The following is an 18,549-nucleotide window of genomic DNA, read 5'->3' as shown; positions in this document are numbered from 1 at the left end:
TTATTTGATGTCCCAATAAAAAAGCCTTCTTATAATTTCAAGAAGGCTTTTTTGCATTATTTGACTCTAGCAACCATTACAATAAATTCAGTATTATCGTCAAATGCTATTGTTATTCATTACGTTTTAATTATATTTGGTCTAATTTGAAGTGATGTACCTTTTTACACTTTTACCATTGGTTCCCCCTTGTTATTCGTTATGGTTCAGTATATGTCCACCTTCTATACAATAATCTAGCAATTATTAAAACCTGAGAAAATTATCACAGATTCATTTCTTTCATTTGTACTTTAAGTACAGACACACAATCACTTGCGTTAGACACCCATTAATCTAAGATTTATAACCTTGAATGGAAGTTTAAATCGTTATTTCCATGGTAGACTCATGCCGTCTGGATATACATTGATGATCGATATAATGGTGCTAAACATGATTCCTTCAAAAATCAATTTGTTGTAAGAAGAGAAAAAAATTAAGTTTATTTCACAAGGAAATAAGCAACCTGAGGAATTACTTAAAACAATAGAAGAAGTACCAATAGATGAGGATTTGGTTATGCTGGGAATAGTATTAAAATGATCAATATCTTTGTTAGATTAACGAAAAATGTGACTCTGATTTAATATGATTAGTAAAAAAACAATTTGAGTGTCTTCCTGGATGGACTAAAATTAAAATTACTCGAATAGGAAATTCTCTTTAAAAAAATTCGACTATACAGACGATCTTGTTGTTCAGCTAATGAATGTGAATATCATATTGAACAAAAGTCCTCATTTACATATTCGTAGCATACGTCATCATCAACACCCTATATGTCAATCGTGCAGATATCAGATTCCCCTAATTTAAATTTATTAAATCATCAATCTTATTTTTGGATTAGTAATATAATCTCAGCTTCAGTTAAACTAATTACTTTTGAAATAAATGAAAGAGCTTTATTGTAACCTATCATTTCTGATAGTATTTCAATTCCATCTTGATCTCATTCTTTATTACCTCGCATCCGATAATGCAATTGAATTTGTTCCATCAACTCTTTTTCAATCTGAAATAAATCAAACTCGGAATCAACTGCTCTTTTGGCTTTTTCTTTCCATTCTTCAGCCGGAGGAATCACAGACGAAATCGCTTTTGCTAATTGGTCAAAGGATGTTTGTAGTGATTGAAAGAGTTGGATCGATTCCTTTGATATGGATAGGTTCAGCTTAGGAATCTCGAATTTTTTAATTGCTCCATTGTTGTTCTAACTCATTCGCCTGATTGTTTAATCGCTTATTTAAGCTTTTCAAATTTCTGCTCCCAAATAAACATCGAATTCTTCAGGGGGAGGTTTCTTGGTCCAAATCAGTTCACTAAATTTTAACTGCTGGATTTGCTCGTCTGTTAATGCAAAAATTTGGTCTTTTGTGAACAATTTGATATTGAATGGTTTTTCTTGCACCTGATGTTGGTTTGACGATTCATTGTTCAATTTATTCACCTTTACTAGAAAATAAGGAGAACATGTCTATTTATTTATCACTACATTAGACCCTTTTAGTACTACAGTATGACATTGATCCATTTTAGTGGTGCACTATGATGAAAATGAAAATTTCCAAATGAAAGAATAAATAATTAGTAGTATAATATTTATTTGTAAAGCAAAAGGGGGAAGAAAATGACAAGGTTTATTGATCGATTTGAAAATCACACTCTTCATAATAGCCTTCAAACTAATATTAATTTAGTGGAAAGTTTGTTAGAAAAAAAAGAAAATGATTCAAATATTATTATTGAACTAGAAAGAATCAAACAAGTATTGTTTCACTTGAAAGGAATACTAGGTAATTGCGATCCGAATCTTGTTTACATAGGGTATTTAGACACTCTCGATACTAATTGCTTAAATAATATTTTTACATATCTGAATTATTTCAGAAATGAACATAATATAACACATTTGCATACAGCAAATAATCATTTAGACAGCTACATAACCAGTATGACAAGCGTTACTACAACTATTTTCCCTCAAGATGTTGATGGAATCAAAGACTCTGTAATTTCTTTTCGTCGTTCAGCTGCTCAGCATTTACGACATATGGAGGATGAATATAATAAATTAGAGGCAGCAAAATCTGAATTGGAACAAGGTTTTAGTGAAGTAGCTGTAACAGTAGAAAATCAAAAAGCTCGATTAGATACTGCAATTTCTGATTTTCAACAGCAATTTTCTAGCGCTGAAGATTCTAGAAGAAATAAGTTTACTCAATCAGAAGATCAAAGAAAAAGTAGCTTTGAACTAACTGAAAAGGATTGGAATGCAAATTTTCAAGATTTACTTGAAACCACTGATACGAAATTACAAAGTTTTTTAATATCTTTAAATAAAAAAGGAAATGATTTACAGGAAAATTATCATAATCAAGGAGAAGTATCTCTTCAACTTCTTGAGGAATATAAAATTAAAGCAGCAAAATTACTAAATATTATTTCAAATACTAGTATGGCTGGTGGCTATAAACAAGTAGCTGATCAAGAAAAGTCATCACTAAAATTTTGGCGATGGGTAACCATGATAGCGATGATTTTACTAGTGGGAGCATCTATCTATAGTTTCTTTGTTCCAATTGGAGATTTGTCAATTTGGACTGCAATTGTAAAAAGAATTTCAATTGCAGCAACATTAGCAACAGTTGCTGGATATGCTTCAAGGCAAGCTAAAGTTCATTTAGATGCCGAGAGAAGATATAGAAGAATGGAACTGGAGCTCACGACATTAAGTCCTTATCTTGTTGAATTAGATGATGATCAACGAAAAGACATTCTGGCTAAAATGGCAGAACAATTTTTTGGCAATAAAAATGATGAACCAGTTCAAAATAATGCGTCAAACCAAGCTAACCAAGAATTTACAAGTAGTGTAGATATCTCAAAGTTAATAGAATTGTTAAGTTCATTTACTAATAAAAAATAGCATTGTTTTATCAATGCTATTTTTATACTTAAAGTTCTTCAAGCATTTAAGATAGAACGAAATTCGGATTTTCGATGTAAACCGCGCATGGAGGAACTAGAAAAGGTTAAAAAGCGAGTGGCTGAAGGTAAATTCCCGTCAAGAATTCTACCGATATTGGTAAAAACCTTCAAATAAATTAATAATCGTTAACGCCAAAATGAGCTGCAGTTAAAAATAGACACAAATCGAAAATCCTGATCGTTATATATCGACCAGGATTTTTGTAGAAAAATCATTTTTTCGTATAATACGTTGGACCGGCCGCCTTAATAAGTCACGTAATATGAGCTAATCACACACGCTTATATACTGACACAACGTCTGTCTGATTGTGTCCAGAAATTGAAAAACAACCGAGTTGATGAGCCTAACGATTCGCCAATCTGCAATTTCTATTTTAAATCACGCACAAATTACCGTTTTGATCAGGGATCCAGTTAGCTTTAAATGTGAACAAATAGCTGGGGCAGCTAACTTGTCTTCAGTCGCCATATTTATACGGATAAATTAAGCAGTTTAGAGCGGAAAATCAATGGGTATATTTCACAAGATTAATCCAAATACCTAATAGAAGTTCCATTTAGGTGTGCGTATCTGAATTTGGCATTACCTTTCGCTTCGTATTCTTCTCCACTTTTAACTAACTTATAAAATAAAAGTGATGAAATGCCCAAACTTTCCTTTACCTCTTTTACTGTATTGTAAATGACATTGGTTCCATTTTGTCGAACAATTACTTTTCTAGCAAAAGGATTATCTACACCTGTTCGGGTTCCTTTTAATGAATCCGACATTTTCTTTCTAGTTTCCTCGGAAAACACTCTTCCCTGTAAAGCTTCAGATAGTTTCTTTCTAATTTCTTCTGTAACTATCTTACCCGTATGAGTTTGACTTGCTACAAGCTTTTGATGTTCACTCTGCTTTCTTCCTTTAAAACCTCTTGGATGTGGCATATCTACATCCCATCTAATACCTTCCATTGGATTAAAGTTTTTTCTTAATTCGCGCATTGCATTAATTTGATTTTCAGTTTGCGACTTCCCCTTCATTCCTTTAGGGTGTTCCTGATAGATCCTCCCACCATTTCCACCTTCAGCAATGTTGTAACCAAATTCTTTTTCTTGCAGCCTAAGGGTTTTTATATAATGTTTCACTAATTCGCAAGCTTCTTCAAAACTTAAATTTTCTTTAACAATAACATGTTCAAACTCATCCCAACTGTACTTACAAATTGCGTTCCAAAAAGGTCTATTTTGATTTTCAGTCCTGTCGGGTTTATATTCTATACCATTACCTCTAAATCTTCTGACTGGATCATTCGTAAAACCACAGTATTTTTTATTGTTAGTTTTGTTAATATGAAAATAAACACTGTATATCATTATAAAACACCTACCATTTCTACATTTTTTCACAAAAAAGAGCCATTCATTGGCCCTTAATAAAGACTAATCTTTAATTCCTAATTTTAATTTTTCTTTTTTGTCGTACAGACAAGAAGTGCATAGCTTTCCCGTTCTTTTAACCAGATAGTTTTCTTACGCCCTTTATCTGTAAAATACATTAAGTTTCGAAGTTTATGTATTTCACCAAAATAACCTCAATTTGTACACCGCTCTGTTTTCAAGACGGCTGCCTTTCCTATTCAATCGGTAACAATGTGTCTTTGTACTCTTTAATTTTTTCTTGTTCAGCTCTAGCTGCTATTTCTTTAGCAAATGCTCTTTGATAATTTTTCTTGAACATGGCTAGGTCATCTGAAAGTTGCATTGTAGTAGTTACTCTGTCGAGTTGGGTTTTGAGTGCTTGCACACCAAAATCTTCTGATAAATACCTCCACATATTACTACTTCGATTTGATTCATGTTTTAGTTTTACATCTTTTAACTTTTCAACAACACCTAGAGGAAGTGAATCATATACATACTTCTTAGTAAAATTTCCTATTTGCATAGGGCGCTGAGTTTTTCCTGTATATTCAAAACCATAAAGACGAAATGCTTCTTCATAAAATTCTTCAGGAAAAAGTTTCTGAAGCTTTGATAATTCTTTTCCTAAATACTTTTCAAATATTTTTTCTAATTCATTATCGTCACGAAATTTCTGATAGCCAGTTGCTTCATCAATTAAAGCATTTATCCCTGTTACTGCAAGAGCACGTATTAAAATTTTGGCCTTCTCCAAAATGTGATGTTGATTTGTTTTGAGCTTACCTTTATCATCTGCATCTATGTAAAGATAACAAATTGAAGCGATTACTTCTGCATCATACCCTTCGCTTACTCTCCCTCTTTTAGTAACGTACTTAATTGGTTGAACTTGTTCTCTTAATTCATCTGAAACAAATTCTGATAAATTATTGGCACCGATAATTGAAGGAAGACCATCGATCCTTTTTTCACCTTTTCTTGGTCTACCGAACGCATCAAAAAGTCCACCTTGAGTAATGATCCTTTTTTTATTTTCTAATACAGCACATTTAATTCCCCAGCCACCAATATTCACTGTACCAGGGTGAGTCTCTTTAGGTATTGATGTCTTATCTATGATTTCCATTACAAATCCTCTCCTTTTGGTCACTTAGTTACTAACACAATCACGCATGTCATGTGACATTACTTTTTTATGTGACCATCATAACATGGAGATGATTATAAATAAATAGAAATTTTTAAAAAATCTAATAATTTTATTTTTCACAAAAAAAAGCCATTCATTGGCCGCTCACATCTTCTTCACTAATTTCAATTGTTGGTACAAACTCTGCATCCATCAGTATTTCATTGATTACATAACCTTCGTTAAAAAATGCATTTTTCTTTCTGAAATTTAGAAATTTAATTCCCTTTTGGAATCCTAAATCTTCGGATGTTGTTTCTTTCTCCTAAAAATTATTTATTAAATAAAACTTCAAATCAAAGTATGTTTCCTACTTTCTGTATACCAACGTTTTTAGATAATTAAGAGTAAACAGATTTGTGTCGTTGGAAAAGTAGCAAACCAACCATCTTTATTTCATGTTTTATAAATTGCTTTTGCTCATCGCCACTTAAATGTGTAAAATCAATCTCTCGTCCTTTATCCAGTAGTTGTCTAAAATCGTTTATTCTCCCTTCCAAACCAATCAACAATATCTTCTTTCCAAGAAAAGGTGTTTTATCAAGTCGATCCATCATGGATATAGTTGAATGATCAAATAAAATATCCAAGTCGTTTCTACATTTGGCTTGTTGTAGTTTTTATATCAATACAGCCCCAACTCGTATAGCCAAATACCTCTACGCCATATGAATTAGTTTCTTTTAGTAGTAAATATGATATTAATTTTAAATAATACTGCCTACTTCCACTAAATCCACAGCACCTAATACATGGATACGCACCACCATGTATATAACTTTCTTCTAAAATAGATAAATGACAATACTTAAGAAAACCCTGCTCAATTATTTAAATGAGTAGGGTTTAACTTAATAGCCAATTGATTACAGTTGACCTGATCAAAATCTGTACCAGAATAGAAACTTCGAATAGATTTTCATTCACTGTTGTAAAGCACGCCGATTATTGTGGTTATAGATTGCTAACAATGGCTTTATAGCTCAACAAGATATTTCTAGTTTTATCATCACTATCAATATTATTGGGATTTTAACTAGGAATTAAGACAAGTGCATAAAAGAATCTGGTTATAAAATATGATCCCCAAATGCATTTTTATCAAGTAATTCCCAAAATAATTCATTTTCAAATTTCTTAAAATCCTGTTCAAATCCTTCTTTTATCCGTTCAATTGTTGAACATAATTCTTTAGCAGCTCTATATCTATCAATTTGTTGTTTAAACATATTAATTAAATTTGTATTGTCCATTGATTCCAATGGAATCCCCATATCTAAAGCTTCTTTTAGTTCTTTTAAATACTCCCACCTAAGTTTGTTAAATCCACTCATTAAGATTCTCCCATTATTATAATTTTAATTATTCATATTAATTCAAGTAAAAATTAATTTTGAATTAATAGTGCCTGAGGAGATTGCGAATCCAATCCAGCGCACCCTCGATCATTGTATGCAACACGCCAAAGACGCTACTATAGCAGTCATCGCACCGTTCCTCACTCCTGCCACGATGGCGGGGCTATCCGATGCCATTCCTACAGTCATAGGTGCAGCAACCGGTTGTTTTGTCACTTGTGTCGGGCACGAACCACAATGGATCCCATATACTAATCAAATCGCCATCACTATTAAAACAGTCGAAGACGCCTAGCTTGAACCGATGAGGTCGTGCTCAAATGTGATCCTTACGTAAATCAGCTCTAACCGTAAGACGAGTAAGAGGATGCCCCCGCGTGGTCATCCTCTCTTCGTAGAAGGTTGAGAACTAGCAACTACATAAACTGTTTTTTTAACAAGTCCTTTAAAAATAAGTTTTGCCAAATACATCGATTTCTTTACTATAAAGTAAAGTGTTCATTTCACTTCATGTTAATATGTAAGTATTTCATACTGTTTTCGATAAAATGATCTTGGAGCTACTTTTCGTAATTTATTAATCTTAATGTTAAATTTACAAATTCCTAGTCTATTCCCACAATTGCAAGGACATTGATTTTTATTTGCATCTCTTTTTTTCTTAGAAAGGACGAGTAGTGCACCAATTAATTGCTTAGGTTTAGTTAAACCAAAAATGTCACAGTAATCATAAAAAATCCCATCAACTCCATGTTCTAACTCACCGAAAACAAATGCCCCACCATAAATTAGCTTGTGTGATATAGCATATAAATAAGGAACCAGGCACCTTTCTGCGTATGTGTTTAAAGTTGGAGAATCATAAAGCTTCATAATAACTCTTAAAGGTGATCCTATGCACAAAGAATCATCTGGATTAATATGGTGTTTAAGATCCCTAGGTATTTTTTTTTCTAATTCAGTAACCAATGGTAGATCAAATGGAAATGTTTCAGGGACCATGATTTCTATTTTATAACTATCTTCTATAACTGGTCCATTATCATATTTTGCAATAAAACTAAAAGTTCCTTTTAAAGTTAGTTGTCCCTCTTTAAATGGACTAAATGACATCTCTGGATAATCTTTAAGAAACTCAATGGCACCATGTAATTTCATTTTATTTCGTATCTCCTGAAATTATATTTTCCAAGGTCTAGCTGGATCATGAATATTATGCATTTTTGGTTTATTTATATTTGAGGATCCTATATTCATCCCTACTAGCCCTAAATTCTTATTAAGTTCCTCTTGACCAACAGATACAGAATATTTTTTATTGAAGTTTTCATTCAAGAGTATTGGATCCGTAATAGAAGTTGTAACATTAAAATCCAATTTTGCTTGTTGAAGCCAAATATTAAAATTTTGTTCTAATTTTAAATGTTTGTATTCAGGCATTTCCCATCTATCTGCAAAATCTTCTTCAGGATTTACAGGATTAGGAACTCGTGGAGTTCTTGGATAAATCAGTCTTGGCATTTTTTCTAAAATATTATTTAAAGCAGTATAGATGTTTGTTTCTCCACTATATGCTTTTGCAGCTAACGTGGTAATAATAATTGAAATTGGTTTGGATTCATTATCACCAAACATAATATCCCGATGTCTTTTTAAAAGTTGAATGCATCTTTGTAGGGGCGTTTTTCTCTCATAATTTGGAATTTCGGAAATTAATGCTTTCTCGTATAAAGCACGACCCTCAAAAATATTCATCCTATCTGTAAACCATATCCCATAACCTGTCGGATTACTAATGTTCCAATTACTTACAATATCATTATAGTTCGGATCTCGATCATCAGTTATCAACATTGCCGAATTTGAAGCTTTATCTGCAATAAATTCTGATGTGCCATTCTTATTTATTGCTTCGAAAAGCATTGATTTTTGAATATCATCAGCGGGGATTGCAGGAACAATATCCAAATGGAAACTGATACTATCATGATATTCAAGGCGCCAACAACGATGTTTTGAGGCTAAATTTTCTTTTATCCCTCTAGCAGTCCTATACGCTTCAAGTTCTTTTCCTACAAGTTCTTTTATTGCTTTTTGAGTATGGGTAAAATTATTTACTCCACTTCTTAATTTGCATGCAAGATCTAAATCATACTCTTCCTCTTTATTAACGGGACGTAATGCTGTACCTAACAAAAAAGAACCTTGTGGAAAAATATGAACTTCATTATTCTTAAGTAGAGAATCATCTCGATTAAACCACTCACCTAAATCCTCATAGCGTTTCTTTGCTTTCTCATACGCAGAATCAGGTAAGTCTAATTGTTCTACCAGGGACTTTAATATAGCTTCCTTTTCTATTTTCAATAAAATCACTTCCTTATTCAATTTTCATTACAAGTGAAAATCCATTATTCTCATCATATATATTTAATGGTAAATCAGCTTTTGGCATCCAAACTCTTCCAATTTCTACTGCGACCGAAGCAGGAGCTGCTGGGAATAAATGAATCTCATTTTGATGACCGTGTTCTGCCTTTATAAGGTCCATAAGTTTCCTGAATATTTCCCTAAATTGTTTTAATTGCTCCCTACTTTTTAAGAAATCGTTGTACGGAGTTTCTATAGTAAGTGTCCAAATTGATGTATCACTACCAATTACGTCAAATATTCGACTCTTATCGATTGTTCCACTTAATGAAATATTTAGTGCAACCTTTTCGAATTTTCTGTCTGGATGAAGAATATGATATTCAAAATTTTCTGGACTTTCTTGCCACTTCCAATCTGACGGTTCACGGTGTAATTGATATACTTCCGTGGCTTGTATGTCTGATAGTAGTCTACCTAGTTCTATCAAAAGTGGTTGCGGGGCTAATGCAAAGACTGACAAATGATTTACACCGGCTTCCAAGCGAGGCAGTACCTTATCATTAAATTGTCTTTTTAAATTTTCTTTCTCAATCATCCAGTATAAATCTTCATCATCTCTAATTTTACTATTTCCAAAGCTTAATTCTAACCCTAACTTATCAGTTGGATATCTTTCAGGTAACATAGCATAGATTGCTTTTTCCATACTAATTTTCGAGCCATTTAAACCAATATTTGCTCCGTAAAGAAGGACTTGTGATTCTTTATCATCAACTAATGAAGTTAACAATTCCATTTTTTCTTCGTGTTTTTTCTTCATTCTTAAAAGAAGCTCTTCTGGGTGCTGTTCTACTTGATCACGGTCTATTAATCTATGATGGACATCACACAATAGCATTAGATTTGCAATATCCTTACTTAAAAGCACTGATCGTTCCGAATCTCCCCTTGGTCCATCAGGACTATCTGCGACAATATGTGCAATATATGCAGCATTAAATTCAGATTTGGTAATTGAATCGTACCATAAAGGCGTGTTACAACCTTCGTACTGACACCTTCCAGCGGCCTTACCCCATAATCTTATTTTCACTTTTTCAGGTATACTTGTTCTTGACACGCTTACCCCCTCCATTTTTCTTAAAAATTTAATTGATAAACAGTATTCGATAATTTCAAAAAATGATTAGTATTATTAATTCTTTTTTCATATTGAAGATAGCATGTCCACCGTAATAAGAGATGTCTCACTTACTTTCTTCAATAAAATATATATCTACTAAATTATACCATTTTTTAGAAATAAAAATTCGATTATTTAATTCTTCTTATTTTATATTAAAGTTTTATTATTACTTACTTTCTGTTTTTGAAAAATTTATTTTAAATAGCTAATACGACTCTATTTTTTGAAGAATGCTAATAAAAATGTGTAGTTTGACAAAGTCCTTCAATAAATGCAAAAACCTACTTTTCAATAATAAAAGGAAGATTCATAGTTGGATCATCCTTTACTGTTATATATTATTTTCAATTGAAAGTGCACATTTATTAATAACTTATATTTTAAAATTTTAATGTGTATTTTATATCTATAGTGTTTATTTAAATTTTTGAATGTCAATTTCAATTAGGGGAATATTTTCTGAAGTAACACATTTGTGTCGTTTTGGAAAAGAAAGAACAGTATTTCAAGTAAACACATTTGTGTCGCACTTTTCTCGAGTAAACACATTTGTGTCGCAAATCAACGACATAAATATGTTACCTATCCTTGATATACCAACGTAATTAGATAATTAAGAGTAAACACATTTGTGTCGGTGTACATCATTATTAGGCAGTTCTCGGTATCACCTTCACAATAAGTAACGGATATTACCAATAATCTTTCAGGTCATACCAATAATTATTTGGTTCGGTACATAATTCTCGGTTGCATCCTTATAACAAAAATATTAGAAGGTATTTTGCAAATGAATATTCAACATGCCGTTGATGAGTTTTTATCTTACATTAAAATTGAGAGAAATTTATCAAACAATACTTTTATCTCATATGAGTACGATTTGCATTGTTTTGTTCAGTTTTTAAAAAATCATAGTCGATCACTTGTTCTTTCGGATATTTCAAGCTCTATTGTTCGTCGTTTTATACAGGACCAAGTCATACACAATAATATTAAACCTAGAACACTACAACGCCGCATTTCCTGTCTAAAGTCATTTAGTAAATACTGTGTCAAAGATCATTTCATAAACTTTGATTTTATGGCTGGAGTTGACTCTCCTAAATCGGATATGAAATTACCTAATTATATGAAATTAAGTGAACTTCAATTGTTCTTTAATTTTTTAGAACACGATAATCATCCTTATTCGCTGCGGAATGAAGTTATGTTTAAGTTATTGGCAACAACAGGTATGAGGAGATCAGAACTTGTTAGTTTAACTTGGGAACAATTGGATTTTGAAAACAAAACAATATTAATCCATGGTAAAGGAAATAAGGAACGTCTTCTCCCTCTTCACTCAATTATAATAACTTTATTTCATAAGTTTAAAAGTAATCTTTTTATCGAACATACACATTCGTCAGAACCAGTTTTTAAGAGTAAGTTAATTAAGGAGTTGAATGCAAGATCCTTGCATTTAATATTTAAGCAATTAATCAGTAAAGCTGGTTTACCCGCTCAACGTTTTTCATTGCATCACCTACGTCATACATTTGCCACTTTACTCTTACAAGGTAACGAAAAAGTGGATTTAAAAACATTACAAGAATTATTAGGGCATTCTAGTTTATCAACAACAGGAATATATACACATATAAATTTAGAACAAAAGAAAAAAGCAATTGAATCGTTTTTAAAATAATTGAATTCAAAAAAAAAGCTGTCCGTCTCAAAGTGATGGATAGCTTTATTCATTTATATTCCCATATCCTTTTTCAATAATTGATAATGCAAGATGCGGATGTGTTTCAAGTAGTTTTAATAAAGTTTCTTCATTTAATAGTAACGAATTTTTTACTCTTTTCCCCTCTTCTCAAGCAAGGTTTTCATTTCTTGAAATGGCCTTGATTTATGAAAAGAATTTTGCTTAGTCACTAATACCTCTCTAATAAGGTCTGGCTCTAACAGCAAATGAATCCTACGATGAGCAAGTCGAAAAGAGACAATCGTTTCATAATTATTATAAAGATCACTTAAAAATAGAAGAGGGTCTTTTCGAAACTCATTTAAATGTCCTAAAGGTGAAAAAGAAGCCAGTCCTTTCACTTCAAGCATATCGTTTCACTCCAATCAAGAAAGTTTAGTCACAAGATATTCTTATTATATTAACGGTATGCAATAACTCATGCTATCTATAAGAATGTTTAGTAACTTATCCTTTTATAGTTAAATAAAAAACCCCTTAAAGTAGATTACTTAAAAAATCTACTTTAAGGGGCTTCAAATTATATTATAAAGAATTCGCTTAACAAATTGCTTACTATCGATTTTCAAAATACACGGATAATGCATTTTTCAAATGTTCGAAGTCTCCACTAGTATGAATTAAGTAATGGTCACCTCTCACTGCAGAAGAAAAATCATTAATTCCTTGATGACTTAAAAAGTCCTCAATATCAGAAAGCTTTTCTCCAGCGCTCTTTAATGTTTTATGTCCGACAAGCTCATCATTTACATACACTTCATATGTATCCTCATTTAATTTCACACTGTTCTTAGAATCTAAATCTACTCCTGAAATTGGAAATGGATAACTGTCATTAGGATTTTCAGTGCTCATTTGGATTTCCTCCATTCATTTTTTTATTACGTTTTCCTTAAAAGTGTAGAATTATGCTTATATTGACCTATTTGAAGCACGTTGAATGATAATATTTTATGAATAGGAAAACAATAGTGCTTAGGAAAGGAGGGATTGCAAATGTCATCTTTCGTATAATCTTTTAGCATTTTCATTCCAAGAATACGCATGTAATTTAATTCTATTTTTAGTCCATCGTTGTTGAGCTAACGCGCCAGTTAGTTCAATATGTTTAGGAATGGATCTTTACAATAACGAGGTTATAGCTTATCAAGTAAGCGAAAGGAACAATTTAAAATTAGTGTTAGACACACTGAATAAAGCTTGAAATGATACATTTGGAATATATATATACTCTAAATTCCTATATAGTTTTCCTGTGTTCCTCAACATTGAGCTAATTCCGGGTTGGTAGCGTTTGGTAACTCTTTTGCTCTTGGACTTCCTGGCATTGCGAGATCAAATTTTATCTTTCCATCACTCGATTCAACTCTGCCTTGTCTTCCTCCAGCAGCAGTTGCTGTAGATGTAAATAATGGTTGTTGATTCATTTGTTATTTTCTCCTTTTGTGTAAATTTTCATTTTTCTCTACCTATTATTTCCATCTATCTTTATTGATATCCTAATTAAGGAATTCAAATTTATTAAGACAATCCCAAATCTAGAATTTGGCATCATGTAAATTGATTGACACAATTTAATGTTATTAAACTACCCAATCCACTGTATTTCGTTTCATCCTTAAGTATTGTCACTTTTGTCTTTTCCAACGGTAATAATTACTTTTTGGGAACCCAAGAAACTTTAACATTTCTCGAATTGGGTTTCTTACTTAAAGTGCTTCTAATACCTTTACAATACCTGTTTTCGTTAATTTTTTGATATCCCTTTTAACTTTCCCAGTATTTCATTCTGCATCTCAAGTTGTTTAACTTTTAATTTAAGTGCTTCAATTTCCGAAAGTTCTTCTATACCTTTATTAAAAGTATATTATTTACCAACTGGCTGATTAAATCGATGTATATCCCCGGCTCGGTACCACCTCATACATCTTTTAATTTGTGAAACATTTTTTATTCCTAACGTTTCCATAATCTCTTTATTCGTAAAGCCATCCTCATTCATTTTTACAGCTTTCCACTTAATATCTGAATCATCCCCATAAAAAATACACCCTTTATGAAATATAGTTTAACTATACGACATAAAAGGTGTTTTTTCTTGTGTCCCACTTAGAGGGTTCACTTTATTCTATAATCAGTTGGATAAAGGTGCTTTTATGATGCTTTTATTTATTAATACGTTTTAGTAATTCAGCTTTTTCAGCTTCATAACCAGGTTTACCAAGAACTCTACAGATAGATTTGGAACATTTCCATCTACATGGGCTAAAACGGTACCTTGAAAAGCATTCTTATTGACATAATCCATTGTTTTACCAACAAGATATTTTAATCCAGAGAGTGGGACTTACCCTCTCCATTAGGATGCTAAATCACCTTCCAGGTTTTACCTCTTCAACTTTTTTTCAACCTTAATATTTAATGACTACCTATGGCGCGTGTTTAATACTAAACATATCTAAGGCCTATTTTATTATTAAATATTTGGTTTTTATTTTTAAAGATAAATGATCCGTTTGAATAATCTATTACTAATTGATTATGATACACTTCTTCAAAGTCATTATTAACTAGAAATTCAATGTTATTTACTGTTAAAATTTTTTCATATGCGTCATTTGGTCTTTTGTTAATAACTTTCATTTCGTAAATATTATTTACTATGTCACAGCTTCCACGATCAAATGACAATTGAATAAATTGATTTTCATCCATTTTATTGCACAATACTTCCTTTGCAGAATCAGTTATTTGAAAATCCACTTATATACCTTCCTTACAGTAAGGATATTGTTCTAACAAAAAACCATAATAACACTAATCATATCCATACGATTTAGCTTGCTTAATTAATTTACCATTTAAAAACTCTATAATAAAACCTGGCTTACTTCTTGTACTTTTTCTCTTAGTACTTGGGGTAACGATCACCTCTTATTTACTTTACAATCATTACAGCACAATTCGCATGCTGGACAACTTTATGGCTTACACTTCCCAAGAGCAGTTCTGAAAAGAGGCTAAGTCCCCTGCTACCCATTACGATAAGATCGTAATCTCCCTCTTTTGCCTTCTTGCATATCATTTCTGCAGGATCTCCTATATGGTATTCGCTATCATATTGAATAGATGATCCTGAAAGGACTTGTGCGGATTCATCTAAAATCCTCCTAACTTCCTCTACTTGCAATTGTTCAATATCCACTCCGTAAGCAAATGTATTGATATTGTTGATATTGTTACTAGGAATGATATTAAGAAGCGTTATACGGGCATTTATCCCCATGTTTTGCGCCAACTTTTTTGCCGATTTCAATGCATGTTTAGAGTGTTCGGATCCGTCAACTGGAACCAAAAATCGTTCATACATATTGTTACTCCCCTTTTTATAAAATCTTATTTTTATGATTAAACTCATGACGGTGATTATCTTTTTTATTAATCAGATCTGATCCTCCGCTTTGATGAAAAAACTTGACGGTCGATCAATAACATATTTTAATTTGATGCTTTTTAATAGAATCCCTCAAAGTTTTCCATTGTATGCGCAACTTTTCCATTGATCGCGAAATCATAGAGGAGATTCTCCTATCTATAAAACCATATTTGCAGTTGCTTTAATCGTAACTAATAGCTGAAGACCCCGATTGAGAACGTTCATTCTCAATTATCCAAATAAAAATTAATGGTTTGTTTGCATTCCCCCTCTCCGTTCATTATTACATATCATCTTGAAGCTCCTTTATTTGGAACTGTTGTACTATATGTCTCACGTTTAACTGGAAGTGACTTGTTTAAATCTAACTGAATACAACAATACATAAACGACAATCAAGGAAGAAAACAGATTTAGCACGACAAGAGAAATGTTTAAATTGAAAAATTGAGTAAGTGCTCCAACAAAAACTGGAGGCACAATAAACCCTATATACGCACACATCCAGAAAGCCGAAATCACACGTGGTTTCGCTTCAGGCTCAGGCAGTTGCCCTGCAAAAAATAGTGCATTTTGGAAAGTCCACCCACCACCAAGTGCTTGTATGAATATACTGATCCATAATAATGGTAAACTTGCTATAAAACCAGATATAACAATCAACCAAGAACCAATAGCTAAAAGCAAGATCCCCCATCTAATACGTGTAACAGGTTGAGTAGGTCTAGGAATAAACTGTGCGAATGCACCACCACCTAATAGAATTAAAAAGATCAAACCAGAAATAAATAAATTAGATGTTTGAATAACATTTTTCACGAAAGTAGGAATTAGAGCAAGTGCTGTTCCTTGGATCGTAAATACTGTAAAAATAGAAAGTCCAGACATCGACCAAAAGTGAGAACGTATTTTTTTTGGAACCCCAAGTGATATCTTATGTTTTGCAAGCTTTTGTTCTTTTGAAACTACATCCTTTGGTAGAGATTCTAGTATGAAAATCGAGATAATTAATAATCCAATTAATATCCAAAAAGGTAATCTAAGTGGTTGAATAGGTAAATATTGTAACATGAAAGCCGCAATTGCTGGTCCAAGTCCAAAGCCAACAAGTACAGTAACTCCAGAATATTTAATAGCTTTACCAATTTTTTTTGGATCTGATTGTCTAATTAGAAAAGCCACAGACGTACCAGTAAACGAACCATACGCAATTCCCTCTAAACTTCTTCCAACATATATCATCCAAGCTTCTGTACTACCAATCATGAGCAAAGTTGAAACTATTGAAATCAAAATACTAATGCTAAGAACTTTTTTCAGTCCCCAAGCACTTCCTTTTGCCCCCACAACAAGTAGAGTCGGTAACAGGAATGCAGCATAGATAGCAAACAAAATCGTAATTTGCAAACTGTTTAATTGATAATATTCGCTATACAGCGGAAATAATGGAGTTACAAAAGTTGCTCCACAAGACATCAATAATATAACTAATAACATTCTTTTCACATTCATTTTCCTCTCTCTAATACTTAAAATTTAATTCTTATCTTTTATAACATTATTAACAATTTGCTTACTCTATATGCCATTCGTTCATCTTTTGAGAATACTCATTCTTAAATATGCAAACCTCCATAACTCCGTGATTATCCAAAAGGATATACTCACGTTTCGGGAATATCACGATCTGTAAAGAATCGCAGTCTAAATCAATTAATATAAAAATTTCAGGCTGGATTCATGCTCCGATAATTGTATTTTAATTAACGCTTGTTTTCGAAACTCAATACATAAAAGCTATTTATATTAGTTTCAGATACTATTAATTGTTTATTGGCTATTCATCAATGCAATTATTAACTTCCTTCGACGTTTATATTTATAACATATCAAGAACGAAAGGTAAAGAATTTTTTACCGTTTGTTCTCAAATGATTATTAAAATAAATAGCAACAAAAGAAGTTAACTGTCTTTACTGTCTTTAGTTAACTATTTTCATTCACTATAAAAATAGAAATACGGTCCTAATCTAATATAGAGAGTGTCGTATCAATAATATTTTTAAGTTTATTTTTATCGTTAGTTGTTTTGACTAATACTCGTAAACCTACAAAAGAATTATGAATAAACTGAGATAGTTTTTCTATATCATGGTGTTTAGGAATTTCTCCTGAATCTTGTCCACGTAATAGTAATTCAAGTATAATTTTTTCTGTTTTAGAAAAATTTTGTTCAATTTTTTCTGCTACTTCTTGATCATGTAAAGTCAACTCAACTGCACTATTAATAGTCAAACAACCAACCGATTTTTCGTTATCTTGGTATACGGCCATTTCTAATATACTTCTAATAGCATCTTTCACAGTTGATGAATTCTTAACTTGTATATCCATTTTTTTCTTCATTTTGTGATCATAATGTTCCAATGCTTTAATAAATAGTGTATGTTTGTCACCAAATGTATCATATAAACTTCTTCGGTGAATCCCCATATGAGAAACAAGATCTTGCAATGAGGTTTTTTCGTAACCTTGATACCTAAATAGTTCCGTTGCTTTTTGTAAAACTTCTTTTTCATCATATTCCTTATGTCTTGCCACGCTAGTACCTCCTTTTGAAAGATTATAGCATACTTAAAAATAAAAACATTGTATAATCAGCAATACACTTTTTAAAAGGAGTTTGACAGATAAAGGATTCTAAATTCAAAATTGCGGTTTAATAAGTGTTCGTTAATTATGTTAAACGATTAAGTATTTTCTAGATTAAAAGGCGTCTTTGTTAGTTTCCATCCCCTGTGAAACAGGTAA

At 31.9% G+C, this 18,549-nt stretch carries 16 protein-coding genes and 2 pseudogenes; 2 read left to right on the top strand and 16 right to left on the bottom strand.

The window, feature by feature from the left end:
- Positions 1-1,297: 1,297 nt before the first annotated feature.
- Complete coding sequence (locus COI44_RS01945; protein WP_098426411.1) at positions 1,298-1,483, bottom strand: hypothetical protein; 186 nt, start codon at positions 1,481-1,483, stop codon at positions 1,298-1,300.
- Positions 1,484-1,672: 189 nt separating this feature from the next.
- Between COI44_RS01945 and COI44_RS01940 the strand changes: the two genes are divergently transcribed.
- On the top strand, positions 1,673-2,971 hold the full coding sequence (locus COI44_RS01940; protein WP_098426410.1) for a hypothetical protein: 1,299 nt from the start codon (positions 1,673-1,675) through the stop codon (positions 2,969-2,971).
- A gap of 593 nt (positions 2,972-3,564) precedes the next feature.
- Here the strand turns inward: COI44_RS01940 and COI44_RS01935 are convergent.
- The 7 genes from COI44_RS01935 to COI44_RS01900 form a co-directional block, all read right to left on the bottom strand.
- Entirely contained in the window at positions 3,565-4,395 is an 831-nt protein-coding gene (locus COI44_RS01935) for a GIY-YIG nuclease family protein (RefSeq protein WP_098426409.1), read from the bottom strand.
- 259 nt (positions 4,396-4,654) lie between these two features.
- Positions 4,655-5,569, bottom strand: a complete 915-nt coding sequence (locus tag COI44_RS01930) for a P63C domain-containing protein (RefSeq protein WP_098426408.1) — start codon at positions 5,567-5,569, stop codon at positions 4,655-4,657.
- A 404-nt stretch (positions 5,570-5,973) separates the two neighbouring features.
- Positions 5,974-6,222 (bottom strand): hypothetical protein, encoded by a 249-nt coding sequence (locus COI44_RS01925; RefSeq protein WP_098426407.1) that lies wholly within the window; start codon positions 6,220-6,222, stop codon positions 5,974-5,976.
- Between the two features lie 480 nt (positions 6,223-6,702).
- Positions 6,703-6,966 (bottom strand): hypothetical protein, encoded by a 264-nt coding sequence (locus tag COI44_RS01920; protein ID WP_098426406.1) that lies wholly within the window; start codon positions 6,964-6,966, stop codon positions 6,703-6,705.
- Positions 6,967-7,503: 537 nt separating this feature from the next.
- Entirely contained in the window at positions 7,504-8,148 is a 645-nt protein-coding gene (locus tag COI44_RS01910; protein WP_098426404.1) for a hypothetical protein, read from the bottom strand.
- A gap of 21 nt (positions 8,149-8,169) precedes the next feature.
- Positions 8,170-9,357, bottom strand: a complete 1,188-nt coding sequence (locus COI44_RS01905; RefSeq protein WP_098426403.1) for a nucleotidyltransferase domain-containing protein — start codon at positions 9,355-9,357, stop codon at positions 8,170-8,172.
- A gap of 13 nt (positions 9,358-9,370) precedes the next feature.
- Positions 9,371-10,483: an SAVED domain-containing protein gene (locus COI44_RS01900; protein ID WP_098426402.1), complete on the bottom strand. Its 1,113-nt coding sequence runs from the start codon at positions 10,481-10,483 to the stop codon at positions 9,371-9,373.
- 856 nt (positions 10,484-11,339) lie between these two features.
- Here COI44_RS01900 and COI44_RS01895 point away from each other — a divergent pair.
- The gene (locus tag COI44_RS01895) at positions 11,340-12,239 is read left to right on the top strand and encodes a tyrosine-type recombinase/integrase (RefSeq protein ID WP_098426401.1); all 900 of its coding nucleotides are present in this window, start codon (positions 11,340-11,342) and stop codon (positions 12,237-12,239) included.
- 152 nt (positions 12,240-12,391) lie between these two features.
- Here COI44_RS01895 and COI44_RS01890 read toward each other — a convergent pair whose 3' ends face one another.
- From COI44_RS01890 to COI44_RS01860, 8 genes and pseudogenes are all read right to left on the bottom strand, one after another.
- Positions 12,392-12,652: a cytochrome P450 gene (locus COI44_RS01890; protein WP_098426400.1), complete on the bottom strand. Its 261-nt coding sequence runs from the start codon at positions 12,650-12,652 to the stop codon at positions 12,392-12,394.
- A 205-nt stretch (positions 12,653-12,857) separates the two neighbouring features.
- Entirely contained in the window at positions 12,858-13,157 is a 300-nt protein-coding gene (locus COI44_RS01885; RefSeq protein WP_098233963.1) for a hypothetical protein, read from the bottom strand.
- A gap of 422 nt (positions 13,158-13,579) precedes the next feature.
- Positions 13,580-13,729, bottom strand: a pseudogene (locus tag COI44_RS23995) (Organic hydroperoxide resistance protein OhrA); the annotation flags it as partial.
- A gap of 803 nt (positions 13,730-14,532) precedes the next feature.
- Positions 14,533-14,643 (bottom strand): annotated as a pseudogene (locus tag COI44_RS24930) (hypothetical protein); the annotation flags it as partial.
- Positions 14,644-14,750: 107 nt separating this feature from the next.
- Positions 14,751-15,065 (bottom strand): iron-sulfur cluster biosynthesis family protein, encoded by a 315-nt coding sequence (locus tag COI44_RS01875; RefSeq protein ID WP_098426399.1) that lies wholly within the window; start codon positions 15,063-15,065, stop codon positions 14,751-14,753.
- A gap of 175 nt (positions 15,066-15,240) precedes the next feature.
- Positions 15,241-15,672 (bottom strand): universal stress protein, encoded by a 432-nt coding sequence (locus COI44_RS01870; RefSeq protein ID WP_176525975.1) that lies wholly within the window; start codon positions 15,670-15,672, stop codon positions 15,241-15,243.
- A gap of 405 nt (positions 15,673-16,077) precedes the next feature.
- On the bottom strand, positions 16,078-17,250 hold the full coding sequence (locus COI44_RS01865; protein WP_098233969.1) for an MFS transporter: 1,173 nt from the start codon (positions 17,248-17,250) through the stop codon (positions 16,078-16,080).
- A gap of 513 nt (positions 17,251-17,763) precedes the next feature.
- Positions 17,764-18,339 (bottom strand): TetR/AcrR family transcriptional regulator, encoded by a 576-nt coding sequence (locus tag COI44_RS01860; RefSeq protein ID WP_098426397.1) that lies wholly within the window; start codon positions 18,337-18,339, stop codon positions 17,764-17,766.
- Positions 18,340-18,549 lie beyond the last annotated feature (210 nt).

The sequence above is a fragment of the Bacillus sp. AFS088145 genome, from assembly GCF_002564465.1.
Classification (GTDB): domain Bacteria; phylum Bacillota; class Bacilli; order Bacillales; family Bacillaceae_G; genus Gottfriedia.
Note: the sequence above shows the minus strand (reverse complement) of the source record. Positions and strands in the feature narration are given on the sequence as shown.